The 14,531-nt window shown below is 36.2% G+C and carries 13 protein-coding genes and 1 pseudogene; 13 read left to right on the plus strand and 1 reads right to left on the minus strand.

Annotated features, from left to right (window positions below):
• Nucleotides 1-6: 6 nt before the first annotated feature.
• The 5 genes from yajC (at nt 7) to V4P57_RS02595 (ending at nt 4,392) form a co-directional block, all read left to right on the plus strand.
• Nucleotides 7-459 carry a preprotein translocase subunit YajC gene (gene yajC / locus V4P57_RS02575; protein WP_455466629.1) on the plus strand — a complete coding sequence of 151 codons (453 nt, stop codon included), beginning with the start codon at nt 7-9 and terminating at the stop codon, nt 457-459.
• A 482-nt stretch (nt 460-941) separates the two neighbouring features.
• A complete protein-coding gene (locus tag V4P57_RS02580) occupies nt 942-1,328 on the plus strand; it encodes an Mth938-like domain-containing protein (protein WP_455466630.1) in 387 nt (128 codons plus the stop codon).
• A 291-nt stretch (nt 1,329-1,619) separates the two neighbouring features.
• Nucleotides 1,620-1,793: a hypothetical protein gene (locus V4P57_RS02585; protein WP_455466631.1), complete on the plus strand. Its 174-nt coding sequence runs from the start codon at nt 1,620-1,622 to the stop codon at nt 1,791-1,793.
• Nucleotides 1,794-1,843: 50 nt separating this feature from the next.
• Nucleotides 1,844-2,116 (plus strand): hypothetical protein, encoded by a 273-nt coding sequence (locus tag V4P57_RS02590; protein ID WP_455466632.1) that lies wholly within the window; start codon nt 1,844-1,846, stop codon nt 2,114-2,116.
• Nucleotides 2,117-3,531: 1,415 nt separating this feature from the next.
• On the plus strand, nt 3,532-4,392 hold the full coding sequence (locus V4P57_RS02595; protein WP_455466633.1) for a phytoene/squalene synthase family protein: 861 nt from the start codon (nt 3,532-3,534) through the stop codon (nt 4,390-4,392).
• 647 nt (nt 4,393-5,039) lie between these two features.
• Here the strand turns inward: V4P57_RS02595 and V4P57_RS02600 are convergent.
• Nucleotides 5,040-6,929, minus strand: a complete 1,890-nt coding sequence (locus V4P57_RS02600) for a peptidyl-prolyl cis-trans isomerase (protein ID WP_455466634.1) — start codon at nt 6,927-6,929, stop codon at nt 5,040-5,042.
• 155 nt (nt 6,930-7,084) lie between these two features.
• Between V4P57_RS02600 and tpiA the strand changes: the two genes are divergently transcribed.
• The 8 genes and pseudogenes from tpiA to V4P57_RS02640 all read left to right on the plus strand — a co-directional run bounded on the left by tpiA (nt 7,085) and on the right by V4P57_RS02640 (nt 14,445).
• Nucleotides 7,085-7,849, plus strand: coding sequence for a triose-phosphate isomerase (tpiA, locus tag V4P57_RS02605; RefSeq protein WP_455466635.1), 765 nt, complete (start codon nt 7,085-7,087; stop codon nt 7,847-7,849).
• A gap of 82 nt (nt 7,850-7,931) precedes the next feature.
• Nucleotides 7,932-8,387, plus strand: coding sequence for a preprotein translocase subunit SecG (gene secG / locus V4P57_RS02610; RefSeq protein ID WP_455466636.1), 456 nt, complete (start codon nt 7,932-7,934; stop codon nt 8,385-8,387).
• A gap of 129 nt (nt 8,388-8,516) precedes the next feature.
• Nucleotides 8,517-10,145 carry a CTP synthase gene (locus V4P57_RS02615; RefSeq protein ID WP_455466637.1) on the plus strand — a complete coding sequence of 543 codons (1,629 nt, stop codon included), beginning with the start codon at nt 8,517-8,519 and terminating at the stop codon, nt 10,143-10,145.
• Between the two features lie 36 nt (nt 10,146-10,181).
• Nucleotides 10,182-11,018, plus strand: a complete 837-nt coding sequence (kdsA, locus tag V4P57_RS02620; protein ID WP_455466638.1) for a 3-deoxy-8-phosphooctulonate synthase — start codon at nt 10,182-10,184, stop codon at nt 11,016-11,018.
• Between the two features lie 77 nt (nt 11,019-11,095).
• The gene (gene eno, locus V4P57_RS02625; RefSeq protein ID WP_455466639.1) at nt 11,096-12,364 is read left to right on the plus strand and encodes a phosphopyruvate hydratase; all 1,269 of its coding nucleotides are present in this window, start codon (nt 11,096-11,098) and stop codon (nt 12,362-12,364) included.
• 102 nt (nt 12,365-12,466) lie between these two features.
• Complete coding sequence (locus V4P57_RS02630) at nt 12,467-12,874, plus strand: TM2 domain-containing protein (protein WP_455466640.1); 408 nt, start codon at nt 12,467-12,469, stop codon at nt 12,872-12,874.
• Nucleotides 12,875-13,275: 401 nt separating this feature from the next.
• Nucleotides 13,276-13,678 (plus strand): annotated as a pseudogene (locus V4P57_RS02635) (NINE protein).
• Nucleotides 13,679-14,037: 359 nt separating this feature from the next.
• Complete coding sequence (locus V4P57_RS02640) at nt 14,038-14,445, plus strand: NINE protein (RefSeq protein WP_455466641.1); 408 nt, start codon at nt 14,038-14,040, stop codon at nt 14,443-14,445.
• Nucleotides 14,446-14,531: the final 86 nt, after the last annotated feature.

Genomic DNA, 14,531 nt, shown 5'->3' on the forward strand with positions numbered 1-14,531 from the left:
ATAAAAATGTTTACTAATGACGCTTATGCTCAAGTCGCAGGCGGTGCTTCTAATGGGACCTCACTTGTTACCTTTGTCCCATTCATTTTGATTTTGGCAATTATGTATTTTTTTATGATTCGCCCGCAGCGTATGCAAATGAAAAAGCGGCAGGAGATGCTTGATGCTGTGCGCCGTGGTGATACAGTTATAACGGGTGGTGGTATCATTGGCAAGGTGACAAAAGTTTACGATGAGAGTGGTGAACTGGAGGTGGAAATTGGTAATGATATTCGTATTCGCGTTATCCGCTCAACATTATCTGATGTTCGCATTAAAGGCGAACCCATTTCAGAAAAAAAATCAAAACTTAATGCTAAAACAAAAGCACAACAAAATTCTAAATCTAAAACTACGAAAAAAGAAAATGTGAGTGCATCTAAGGAGAAAAAAACTTTATCAAGGGGAAAGGAATCTTAAATTATAATTGCAGTTTATTACGTTCTTTTGCGACGTATTTTTATAAAAATAGGTGTTTTTGTATAAAAAATATTGCATTGTAGAGGTAGTTTCATAGTCGATAAATAACCTAGTGTTTTGTTTATTTTATGCAGACTATTTTTTAAAATATATATTTTATCTCTGGAGTATCTCAGTGAATTTTCTTGTCCTTTAGATAATGTCATTGTTTTGTATGGCAGAGATTTCTTATTTCTAAGTGAAGAGGCCAAGAAAGTTTTTTTCGAGGTAGATTTATTTAAGCGAGCATAGCATTTAACTGCGGCTTAGTGCAAAATTTTTATATGATTTTTATATTGCTAAGGCAGTATTTTGTATAAAAGATATTGCCTCAATATTGCTGTACAGGTTATGATTAAAACATGAAATATTCAAGCCCTTTTCTAATTTTTGAGGGAGAGAAAAAAAGGCAATTGGGTTTTTAAAATAGAGGATGCTTATTGATGTTTCATGCAATTCAAATTCGTGAAGCGCATTTTCCGAGGCGTGCACCTATTGATGCTTACGGAAATGGTGGTTTTCGTTTTGCTGATATGTCACACAGAGGTTCCATTATTTGTGTACCATCAGGTATTTATGGTATTGATATGATAGGTCCTCTTCCTACTCAAGAGAATATATTTCGTGTTTTAGAAGAAGCGTCTGATATTGAAGTTTTACTCATAGGAACAGGAGTTGAATTGTTGCGATTACCCGAAGAGTTACGGATGCTTTTATGGGAAAAGCGTATTTCATCAGATACAATGAGTACAGGAGCAGCAGTGCGTACATTTAATGTTTTGTTGGCTGAGGATCGGGCAGTTGCTGCACTATTATTTGCGGTGCAATGATATTTTATTTCAATATATCAATGTAACATGAAGAAATTATTATGCTTCTTGAATGCTGTTGTTTTCTTTGATCATTTCAAAAGGGGAACTTCTATAATCAGTGCATCTTATGTAAAAGGATCTCATGCTGTTATATTATTTGCTGCTAATTTTTGAATTGCTTTGCTGTTCTTTTATCTCTGCTTGAGACAAATATTATAAAATAAGGTTTGATTCCACTACAAACGAATGTTTTAAGTCTGATAAGATAAATCTTATAAGGAGAGTTTTAAAAGGGAGAACTGCTTATGCTTGGCAGATTGTATCACAAAATATGGTATTGACAAAAATCTTACTCTTGCTAGGCATTATCAAACGGGTTTTCCCAAAAACACTCTAATTTTGTCCGTTAATTCCCAAACAGCGTCTTTTGCCTCCAAAACAGCACCTGTTGATATGGTAGATAAGGTCGATGAAATGGATTAATGATTCTCCGTTGACTATGGAAAGTGCAACAGGCTTTTAAAAAGCTTAGGATGGCTGCTGAGAAAATCAATGAAGATGGCTGTATGGCAAGCTATCAGTCGGCTGATCGTGAAGTACAAATTTTTTATAATGATGTAATTGCCAAAGATTATCTGCAATTTGATAGCGCCTTTTTGATTAGTATCGGCATTCTTGCTGCTGCTTACAGATTCAGTGCCTCTACACACTCTGAAAATTTATCAGATTTAGAGCTTAATTTTGACGCAAATGGTCTAAAAATTTATGCGCTAAAAGTGCATGAGGTTTGCTTGATGATGCTTTAGAATGGGCATACAAAGAGAACTTATCCTACTAAAGCAATTTACTCACATTATGGCGCTGCGCTTTGGGAGAAGGATGCAACGGATGGTGCGGATAATACAGATTATGCTTTACTTCATATTGGTGCACTGGTTTTATTGGTCGATGTTAAGACCCTGCAGTCTTATCGCGAAGCTTTTCAGTAGGGGATCATTTAGGTTTTGAAGAGAACATTCAAAATATTCATCTTTAATGCGCAGTAATTTTAGCTGTAGAATTAGAAAGATCTAAACAACTGAGCTATGCTTTGATTGAAAAGGTGCAAAGAGCTTTATAACTGATTAGAATTTGTCATTGGAAGATATTCCGCTTTTCCAAACAAAAAGACTTTTGTTTAAAAAAAGACAATAAACAACATCTTTTGACATTGAAGATGTTTCCATTAGGTTACACCTACATGCTACAAATGTAAGCTGGTTCCATAGCAGAGGTTACCAAAGAGATCTATCACAAACATAGTTTTATTATTCATATTAATCACGACATAATAGAATCTAATTTGATAAAGACAAGTTTAATATGATGAAACAGCAGTATTGGAAGGAATGCAATAAAGGTTATATTCAAAAAATTACTTATTGTAACCAATAGATATAGAGGTGGATATCAGTGATACATAGTTGAGTACATGGGGGAAGAATTATAGGAAGGAATATGCTTTGATTGATGAAAGAATAGAGAAAATAACTTATAGAAAATAATCATTAAAAGATTTTACTTTTTGTTGTGTCTGTTATGGCTTCCTGTCCAATTGTTCTTTATCAGGAAAGTTATGGAATATTTTGGTAGCAATTTTTCCTTATTCAATTAGATTTGATAATATACGCTGCTTATTGATATTCTTATCACGCTTTTTACTTTGCATACATTGCGTTTGAAGTGTCTTGGAGAACAGTGTCGGTAGATCAGATGCCAAAGTTCTTAAAAAGCACATCAATTTTTCAGATATTTTACCTTTTTTCTACCCAGTTCCTTCACAATAAAGACAAATAGTCTTCATCATTTACATATAAAAATGTTAGACGAATGAGATTTGATGTAATCAACATATATATTCCAAAGTGATCATTATTTACTCTTTTATTTTAGTATGAATGTGAGCGTAAGCGACAAGCTTTCGTAGGAGTTTATCTATTTGTTAATTTTTATTCTTAAGGAGACACGTTACAGTTACAAGTGAAATTTTTGGAAGTAAAAATACTTCATGTATTGAGGGTAGCTAAAAAATTACCTAGAGAAAGAATCCTTAATTTGTAATGCATGTAGAGGCATAGTTAAAAATTTTATTCTCTTAACTGTATTTGCTCATTCATCATTTTAAAATATGATAAAAATAGAATGTTAATTGCTAAAAAAGGAAGTTAAGAGGTGTCATAGAATGATTGATTCTCTTCCTTATTATCTTGATGTCTTACGTGCCACAGATCGTGATCGCTATATATCGGTTTTATTTGCGCCTAAAAAAAAGCGTAGAGCACTGGCTGCTCTTTACGCTTTTAATGTAGAAGTTGCTCGTATTCGTGAAACTGTACACGATCCGCTTATTGGCGAAATACGATTACGTTGGTGGTATGATTCTATCGCTAATGGTGAAATAAAAAAGAGTAAAGATAATCCGATTTTAAGTGATTTGTTTACAGCAATGACCCTCTTTAATTTGCCTAAGACAGCTTTTTTACGTTACTGTGATGCACAGATTTTAGATCTTTACCACAATCCGATAGAAAATCTTCATGATCTCGAATTCTATTTTAGCGAAACAGCGAGTACGATCTTGCGGCTTTCTTGTCAGATACTGGATCCTGATACGACACAAGATTTTACAGATATCTATGAACACGGAGGAATTGCTCAGGGATTAAGTGGTGTATTACGTCTTTTATCATTCATGCAATCACGATACCAATACTATTTACCTGCTGATATACTAAAGGCTGTAGGGGTGGATAGGGAGGATTTGGAGTCTAATCGTATTAATGACAAACAAAAGCGCCACATTGTTGAAGCTATGGTAGCGTTATCCCAAGATCATTATACCAAGTTTTACGACCATTCTAGTGATTTGCCTAGCATGCTTAAACAAGCATTTCTTCCGTTGGCGATTATACCAGCATCTCTTCAAAAAGCAGTACAGTTGGGAGCTGTAGTTTTTCAAGAAAGCGCGACTTTACCATTGATTCATCGTTATTGGTTGATAGCAAAGGCGGCAATAAGCGGTAATTTTCCAAAGATATTGTAGGGATTAAAGAAGATTATCCAAGAACAGAGAAATCAACAAATGTGTCAGGTAACTAAGATATTATAAATCAAAATCCTTTTTTCTCGTTGGGGAAAGCGCTGCTAATGTATTGATGAGGATGACCTCAGAACAGTTATAAACTGGACTCATGAGATTTGAGGTTGAATGTATCGTGCATTTTTTTCAGTAGTTATTCATGATTGTACATCGGTAGATGATTTAGAGAAGACAAAACTAAGATAAAATTTATGAAATCATTAGTTGGTTTCTGATGAGATTGAGGTTTTAATATTCAGTGCTTAACTGTATCGGTGTGCATCGTTTTTCAATGAAAGATGGTTTTTTTGGATAAGGAAAAATTACCTCCAACGGCCACAGAAAAATCTATGGTTGGAGGGAATATTGCGTGTATAGAGGATTATAAATGATAGCCATTTATTATGAGAACATTTATAGAGCCTGTCTGCACGGATTACATTTTTTATTATTACGCTGAAAAAACTATTCTCCAAATTGCATCCATTATTTTTATGGATATTATTCATCCTTATACTGACGGAAAAGAAGTTCATTTTATTTTTTGAATTGTAGAAGAAGTTCTAATTGCGATTTTATTACTTAAATACCAAAAATCATTTGTAAGATTTTTACTCGACAGCGTTGAAGATTTGATGATGAAGAGTGCTATTAATTTCCAAAGGGTGTTCTTTATTGGCAACTTGTAGCATTTCTAGTTTTAGATCTTCTCTTATTATCATATCTATATTGGTACGGATATCAGGTGAAAGGGTATGAGGGGTGCTGTCTTGAGGCATGGTTACCGTCTTTATTTGATAAACGATGCGATTTGTTGCGATCGGACCTCTTACTACGCCATAGTGACCTTTTGGGCCAGAAAATAATGCTTTAACACCTTCAAATCCAAAAATTTCAGATGAATCTTGGCGTCGTAGAGGTTGTGTCGTTTGTTTTTCCACACCAAATGCATGAGCAAGAGAAATAAAACTTTTTCCTTCAGAGAGTTGTCTTAGAGCATTTTTGGCTTTTTCATCAAGAAGGCGTTGAAGTTCTTCACTTTTCCATTGAGAAAGTACATCTTGTTTGGCTTCTTCAAGTGTTCTATCGCGGGCAGGGATAACTTTATCTACTTTATACCAGAGATATCCACTTTTTGGTAGAGAGAGAGGATCAAGATCGACTCCTTCATTTGATTGATAGATGGCATTCAATAAAATATCTTTCTGGGGTAAATCTGTGAGTATTGTACCCCCAATTGTTTTTCCTGTTTTATCAATAGTAATTGTACGCAGAGGTAATTTATATTGGTCAGCAAGCTCTTTGAGAGAAGCTCCCTCAAAACGTGCATTTTCGATCGCTGTATAATTGTTACGTATAGCATCTACAGCACGATTCTGAGCAAGTTCTTGACGAATATTTTCTTCCACTTTTTCAAAGGGAAGTAAGGCTGAAGGTTCAATATGTATTACGCGAATGATAACGGGACCTTGTATACTATTGATTACAGAACTAATTTGCCCTTGTTCGAGTTCGAAGATCTCAGATGCTAGATGACTAGGAAGCTCATTTTCTGTGATAGGACCTTTTTTTATCTCACGGAGAGTTTTGTTTTCAGCTTTAACCAGTGCATCAAAACTCAATCCATCGGCTATTTTTTTTGCCGCATTATCGGCAGCTTCGCGCGTAGGGAATCGCAATTCTTCAATCGTGCGTTTTTCAGGAGTCATAAAACGCGAGGTATTTTGTGTATAATAAGCTCTAGCCTCATCTGCTGAAATATCTTCGGGTTTTATAATCTCAGCCGATGTCATAGATAATAAAGAAACAGTGCGGTACTCCGGAGTACGAAATTCATTTTTGTAGATTTCAAACCACTTTTGCAATGTTTCTTGATCGGGGTCAAAGTTCGTTTCCTTGTCTTTTAGATCAATAACAATATAATCAGCGACACGGGTTTCTCCTCGATAAAGAGCGAGCGCTTTATAAAACATATCTGGTGCCTTCATCCCAGATATTGAAGCTGCAATGAGTTGGTTGCGTTTCTCTTTTCGGGTGTAATAATCAAGAAAATTATTTTCGCTGATACGTAAATGCTGAAGATAGTTACGAAACAAACTCTGATCAAAAACGCCATTTATTTGAAACATATTATCAGCACTAAGAATACGCGCTATTGTGTTTTTTGAAAGACTAATTTTCATTTTACGCGTCTGTTCATCAAACAGTATATTTTGTTGCAACTGATTGAAAACAACAGTGGGTATTCTATACTGCTGCATCTCATTTGGTGTAAACATTCGTCCAATCTGAGATGCGAGTGCTAAACGTGCGCTTTGATCAGCAAGTGCAAGACGATAATCATCAACAGTTACTGCGGACTTTCCAGCAGTAATAAGATCTCTTTCACTCTTTATGTGTAACTGTGGTATTCCCCATAAAAGGATGAAGCACAAGAGTAAAATAGCAAGGAAAATTCTGGAAAGCCAAGAATTTGTAGCATTTCGTATGATGTCAAGCATCGTTCAATTCCATCTTCTGGTATGAGTTGTTATCGAAGCAATAATGGAATTTGCAATAAAGATATAAAAGATGCAAGCTTAAAGACTTGCTTTCATTTTATAATTTGATACCTAAAAGATAAATAATGTATTGTGAGTGCTCCTGAGGTGAAAATATGCCTTCAAATATTCGGCCTTTTATTGCTGGAAATTGGAAAATGAATGGAAACGGTGAATCACTTGGAGAGTTGCGTGCTATCGCTGCTGGTGTTAGCTCTGATTTAGGCCGTTTATTTGAAGCGCTCATTTGTGTTCCAGCAACGCTTTTATCGCGGGCTTTTGATACGTTAGGTGGTGAAAATCTCCTTTTAGGAGGACAAAATTGTCATTTTGATGATCATGGTCCTTATACCGGAGATATTTCAGCTTTTATGCTTAAAGAAGCAGGGGCAAGTCATGTCATTATTGGGCATTCAGAACGTCGCACAGTTTACCAAGAAAGTGACGCGATTATTTGTGCTAAAGTGCAAGCAGCATGGCGAGCAGGTCTTGTTGCTCTTGTTTGTATTGGCGAAACATTGGAGGAGCGCAAAAATAATAAAGTGTTGGATGTTCTCAAGCGGCAGCTTGAGGGATCTTTGCCAGATGGCACTACAGCAGAAAATGTCATCATCGCTTATGAACCTGTATGGGCTATAGGCACAGGCAATACTGCTACTTCAGCAGATGTTGCAGAAGTGCATAATTTTATTCGTGATAAGATGCGCTTTCGTTTTGGTGACGAAGGAAATAAGATGCGGTTACTTTATGGTGGATCAGTCAAGCCATCCAATGCATTTGAGCTTTTGAGCATTGATCATGTTAATGGAGCTTTGATAGGTGGAGCAAGCTTAAAAGCGGTTGATTTTTTAACTATTTGCGATGTTTATCGTAAATTATAACAGAGGAATATTTGCCCCCCCCTTGGATTATGTGTTATTTACGTGTAAATAGCCATGAAAAGTTATTTAAAGAGCAGGGTTTATGCAAACAGTACTTATTGTTATTCATTTTTTGGTTGTTATTGCTTTGGTGGGTATTATCTTAATTCAGCCTTCTGAAGGTGGTGGGCTTGGAGCAAGTAGCGGTTCTGGGTTGATGAGAACACGTGGATCCAAAAATCCGTTAACGCGTTTGACCGCTATTTTAGCATGTTGCTTTTTCGCAGTATCGATTGGACTTACCGTTGTAGGGAGTATATCGAATTCCAGCTCTGATATTCTTAAGCGTATTCCTGTTAATTCAGAAAAGAACTCTAAAAATAAAGAGATTCCGGAAATAGCGCCATCATTAGGTGATGAGTCTCAGCCTTCTATTCTTGAACAACTAGGAGGCACCTCGGTTTCACCTCAGGAACAAAAACAGCCTACAAATCCTGAAACTGAAAACCCCGTTCCGCCGGCTCTTGAAAATCCAGTTCCAAATGACGGTACAAAATAGTTTCTTCGAGAGAGTATAGATTTTTAAAAAGGTGTTTTTTTCACCTTTTTTATTTTATAGAAGAAAAATAGTTTCTTTTTGCATTTTTTTCTGGAAAAATTATTATAAACCGCTTATCACCATAAGCTCATGACACGTTATATTTTTATTACTGGTGGTGTGGTTTCTTCCCTTGGAAAAGGCATTGCAGCAGCAGCGTTGGCTGCATTATTGCAAGCTCGTGGTTATCGTGTACGGCTTCGCAAACTTGATCCTTATTTGAATGTTGATCCAGGTACTATGTCACCTTATCAACATGGCGAGGTGTTTGTGACCGACGATGGTGCAGAAACCGATCTTGATCTTGGTCATTATGAGCGTTTTACAGGACGTTCTGCGAATAGCCAGGATAATGTTACGACAGGGCGTATTTATCAAAATATCATTGAACGAGAACGGCGCGGTGATTATTTGGGGGCAACAGTCCAAGTTATTCCTCATGTTACCGATGAAATTAAGACATTCATTACTACAGGAAATGAAGAATTTGACTTTGTTTTATGTGAAATAGGTGGAACTGTTGGTGATATTGAAGCAATGCCTTTTCTAGAAGCGATTCGTCAGATTCATAATGAATTACCAAGGCAAAATGTTATTTATGTACATCTTACATTAATGCCTTATATTCCTTCGGCTGGTGAATTGAAAACCAAACCAACGCAACATTCCGTCAAAGAATTACAATCAATTGGTATTGCACCCGATATTTTGTTGGTGCGTGCAGATCGGCCTATTCCAGAAACAGAGCGGAGCAAGTTATCACTTTTTTGTAATGTTCGCTCAAATGCAGTTATTCAGGCATTGGATATGCCAACGATTTATGATGTTCCCATAGCATACCACAAAGAGGGGTTAGATTCAGAAGTTCTTGCCGCTTTTGGAATGAATCCGACACCTAAGCCTAAAATGGATCATTGGGAAGATATTACATATCGGATTCACCATCCTGAAGGGGAAGTAATAATTGCTGTTGTTGGAAAATATACCGGCTTGAAGGATGCTTATAAATCTCTTATCGAGGCAATTGCGCATGGTGGTTTAGCCAATAAAGTAAAAGTTAATATTGAGTGGATTGAAGCGGAACTTTTTGAAAAAGAAGATCCTGCATCTACTTTACAAAAAGTCCATGGAATTTTGGTTCCTGGTGCGTTTGGAGCGCGTGGTACAGAAGGTAAAATTCGGGCAATTCAATTTGCACGGGAGCGTAAGATTCCGTTTTTAGGTATTTGCCTTGGGATGCAATTAGCTTGTATAGAGGCTGCGCGCAATCTTGCACATATTAAGGATGCTTCATCAAGTGAGTTTTGCGAAACAAAAAATCCAATTGTAGGTTTAATGACAGAATGGCTTAAAGAAAATGTTCTTGAGAAACGTATAAAAAGTGGAAATCTCGGTGGCACAATGCGTCTTGGTGCTTTTGCTGCTGAATTAAAAGAGAATAGTCATATTTCTAAAATTTATGGAACGACGAAGATTCACGAGCGACATCGTCATCGGTATGAAGTAAATATTGATTATAAAGAGAAGCTTGAACAGTGTGGTTTAATCTTTTCTGGTATGTCTCCCGATGGTATTTTACCGGAGACAATAGAATATGAAGATCATCCATGGTTCATTGGTGTTCAATATCATCCAGAACTGAAGTCACGTCCATTTGATCCACATCCACTTTTTTCTTCTTTTATTGAAGCCACCGTAGAACAAAGTCGATTGGTTTAGGTCATAAATTGGATTATTTGCTTTTTGAGGAATAAAATGTCTGAACCAAATGCCATTGTGAAAGTTGGAAATATTGTTTTTTCAAATGAATCACCTCTTTCATTAATTGCAGGTCCGTGTCAGATGGAAAGTCGAGAACATGCTTTTGAAATGGCTGGTCGGATTAAAACAATTACAGATCAAATTGGTATTGGGTTTGTTTATAAATCCAGTTATGATAAAGCCAACAGAACATCCTTGAGTGCGGCACGTGGTATTGGCCTTGAAAAAGCGATGGCTATCTTCTCCGATCTGAAGAAGGAATTTGGTTGTCCGGTATTGACTGATGTGCATACAGAAGAGCAATGTATAGCTGTTGCTTCTACTGTAGACGTTCTGCAAATACCCGCTTTTTTATGTCGTCAAACAGATCTTTTGGTGGCAGCAGCCAAAACGGGGTGTATTATTAATATTAAAAAAGGTCAGTTTTTGGCTCCGTGGGACATGGAAAATGTTTTAAAAAAGGTTGTTCAAAGCGGTAATCCGAATGTTATGCTTTGTGAGCGAGGTACTTCATTTGGTTATAATCGACTTATTTCTGATATGCGTTCATTACCCATTTTGCGTTCATTTGGAACACCTGTTATTTTTGATGCAACACATTCTGTTCAAGAGCCGGGAGGCAAAGGAGATTCGTCTGATGGACAACGTCAATTTGTTGAAGTTTTAGCGCGGGCGGCTGTTTCTGTTGGGGTTGCAGGTGTTTTCTTAGAAACACATCAAGATCCAGATAATGCACCTTCTGATGGGCCTAATATGATTAAAATTGATAATTTACAAAGAGTTCTTGAGACTTTAATGGAATTTGATTATCTGTCCAAAAAAGTGAATTAAATATACAGTTACAGAGGATATTCTATCATTATGGCGTTTAGAATGAAGCGAGACTTTTATTGGAGAAGGGAACTTATATGACTGTAATTGTTGATATCGTTGGTCGTGAAGTACTTGATAGCCGAGGAAATCCAACGGTAGAGGTTGATGTTCATTTGGAAAATGGGGCTTTTGGTCGTGCTCTTGTGCCCTCAGGGGCATCTACAGGAGCACATGAAGCTATTGAGCTTCGTGATGGTGGCGTGCGCTATCAGGGGAAAGGTGTTGAAAAAGCTGTTGCAGCAGTAAATGGCGAAATTCTTGATGAACTTGGTGGGCGAGATGCAAGAGATCAAATTACTATTGATCAAGCAATGATCGCTTTGGATGGAACGCCAAACAAAGCACGTCTTGGTGCCAATGCGCTTCTTGGCGTTTCATTAGCTGTTGCAAAAGCAGCTGCAGAATCATTATGTTTACCTCTTTATCGTTATATTGGGGGTATACAAGCGCATATTCTTCCAACGCCAATGATGAATATTATTAATGGGGGCGTACATGCTGATAATCCGATTGATTTTCAAGAATTTATGATTCTTCCAATTGGGGCTCCTACCCTGAAAGAAGCAATCCGCTACGGGGCTGAAATTTTTCATACCCTAAAAAAACGCTTAAAAGATGCAGGTTATAATACTAATGTTGGTGATGAAGGTGGTTTTGCACCCCAATTTAAAAGCGCCGAGCAGACACTTGATTTTATTATGGAATCTATAATAGCGTGTGGGTATAAACCAGGTGAACAAATTGTACTTGGTTTAGATTGTGCTGCGACCGAATTTTATAAAAATGGTTCTTATTTTTATAAAGGTGAGGGTAAATGTCGTGATGCCCAAAAACAAGTAGATTATTTGGCACAACTTGTTGAATCTTACCCTATTGTTACGATTGAGGATGGGATGGCCGAGGATGATTGGGAAGGATGGAGATTACTGTCTGATTCGATTGGCAAAAAATGTCAACTTGTTGGTGATGATTTATTTGTAACAAATTCAGCGCGTTTGCGCGATGGTATCAAGATGGGGGCGGCTAATGCTATTCTTATTAAAGTTAATCAGATTGGTACTTTAAGTGAGGCGCTTGATGCTGTAGAAACAGCGCATAAAGCAGGCTATCGTGCTATTATATCTCACCGTTCAGGCGAAACGGAAAATTCTTTCATAGCAGATCTCGCTGTTGCAACGAATTGTGGGCAGATTAAAACGGGTTCGCTTGCACGTTCGGATAGATTAGCAAAATACAATCAACTTATTCGCATTGAAGAGATGCTAGGGGTACAGGCATGTTATGCAGGTGATTGGCGTCGTTAATGGCGAATGAAAAAAACAGTCTTTTTTATTAACTGAACAAGACGATTAAATTTGATGATTTTATCAATAATAAAAGTATAACTATTTCATAGGTGATTAAAGATGAGAGGTATAATTATTAGTCAGGATCAAGAAATTTATCTTGTCTCTGCTGATGATGGTAAGCGTTATCAATTCGCAACTTTGGATTGGTTAGGAAAAACTCCACCGAGGATAGGTGAGTCAGTTGATTTCGTATGTGAAGATGATGTTATCAATTCTGTTTTTCCATTGTTGCCACAAGATTCAGAACCTACAAGACCAATGCTTACACTCATTTGTTGGTTCACTGGTATATTTGGTGTTCACCGTTTTATGGTTGGTAGAGTTTGGACTGGTGCTTTAATGCTTATTCTATCTTTATCGATTGTCGGTTTGATGATTACAGGGATTTGGGCAATTGTTGATTTTATAGTCATTGCGGCGGGGAAGTTTACTAACAAAAATGGTAAAAAAATTACACGTTGGTAGAAGTTACATAGTAATGGAATATGTAAAAAGGAAACAATGTTTTTTTAGTTTTGTTGTGATTAATCTATGAAACTATAATACTTTGAGTGTTTAAGTATATGTATTTGATGATCAGATATTAGTGAAAATGATACATAGTTGAATAGAAATATTGCAAAAGGATATATTATTTTGTATTGAACAATACATCAATGTCAATCGATTAAGATGTGTTTTGTGTTGCCGCTTACAGTAGTGCGAAGTATTAGATTATTGTAGGATTCCAAGCTATTTTAATTTTACGGTTATCACGGTGAGTATGAGTTATACTTACGCCATGAGGTTAGGTACAATATTATCAAATTTAGAAAATAACCTCTTTATGAGTAACATATGTGGAATAGCTTTATAGGTGATCAAGGATGAAAGGTATGATTATTGGTCGAGGCCGAGAGGCCTATCTTGTTTCGGGAGATGATGGTAAGCGTTATCAATTTTCGAGTTGGGATTGGTTGGGAAAGAATCCACCGAAGGTGGGGGATGCCGTTGATTTTATTTGCTAAGGTGATACTGTTAAATCTGTTTTTCCTATCTCAAATCAAAAACAATCAGAACAATCGAGATTAGCTCTAGCACTTGTTTGTTGTTTTTTTGGGGATTCACCGCTTCATGGCTGGTAAAATTGCAACGAACATTGTGATGCTTCTTCTAAATGTGATAATTATAGGAATGGTTATAACTATACCTTTGGCACTTATTGATTTTATAGTTATTTTATCTGGATACTTTAGAGATGCAAATGGCAATAAAGTTACAAATTGGTAGAAATATATATTTATAAAATATCAATAATATATGTTATTATTTACTTTATATGATATAATAATTACTTTATTTCATATATTTTATAGCAGTATTTTAATAATAATTATACATAGGCAAATAAAAAATATTGTAAAAATCTGTATTGTTATGTATTAATGAGATAAAAGTACAGATCAGTCAAGGTTGTACTTTATATTTTTCTTTATAGCGGTGGGAATTTTTCAATTGTTTTAATTATCGCATTTATTATGGTGAATACGGGTTGTGTTCGCGCAGTGAAGTTTATCAATACATTATAAAGTTAGAAAAAAACTTTTTTATAAATAACAATATGGGTAACAATTTTAGAGGTGGTGAAGATGAAAGGTAAAATTATCAGCCAGGATCAAGGAGCTTATCTTGTTTCAGGAGATGATGGTAAGCGTTATCAATTTTTGGGTTGGGATTGGTTGGGAAAGAATCCACCGAAGGTGGGTGATGCCGTTGATTTTGTTTGCGAAGGTGATACTGTTAAATCTGTTTTTCCTATCTTGGCTGGAAGTCATTCACAACAATCAAAAACAACTCTAGCAGTCGTTTGCTTTTTTTTAGGAGGGTTGGGTATTCATCGTTTTATGGTTGGTAAAACGGGAACAGGTATTTTAATGCTTATTCTAACTCTAACTCTCCTTGGAGCTTTGATATCTGGTCCTTGGGCATTCATTGATTTTATAGTTATTTTAACAGGGAATTTCAGAGATAAAGATGGGCATAAAATTACAAATTAATAGATGCCTGTACATTGTAATATAGAATGCAGCAACTTTAGGTAAATATGTAGCAGAGAATTATTTTTGTAGGTATTTGGTAATGA

It is taken from the genome of Bartonella sp. B39, from assembly GCF_053795145.1.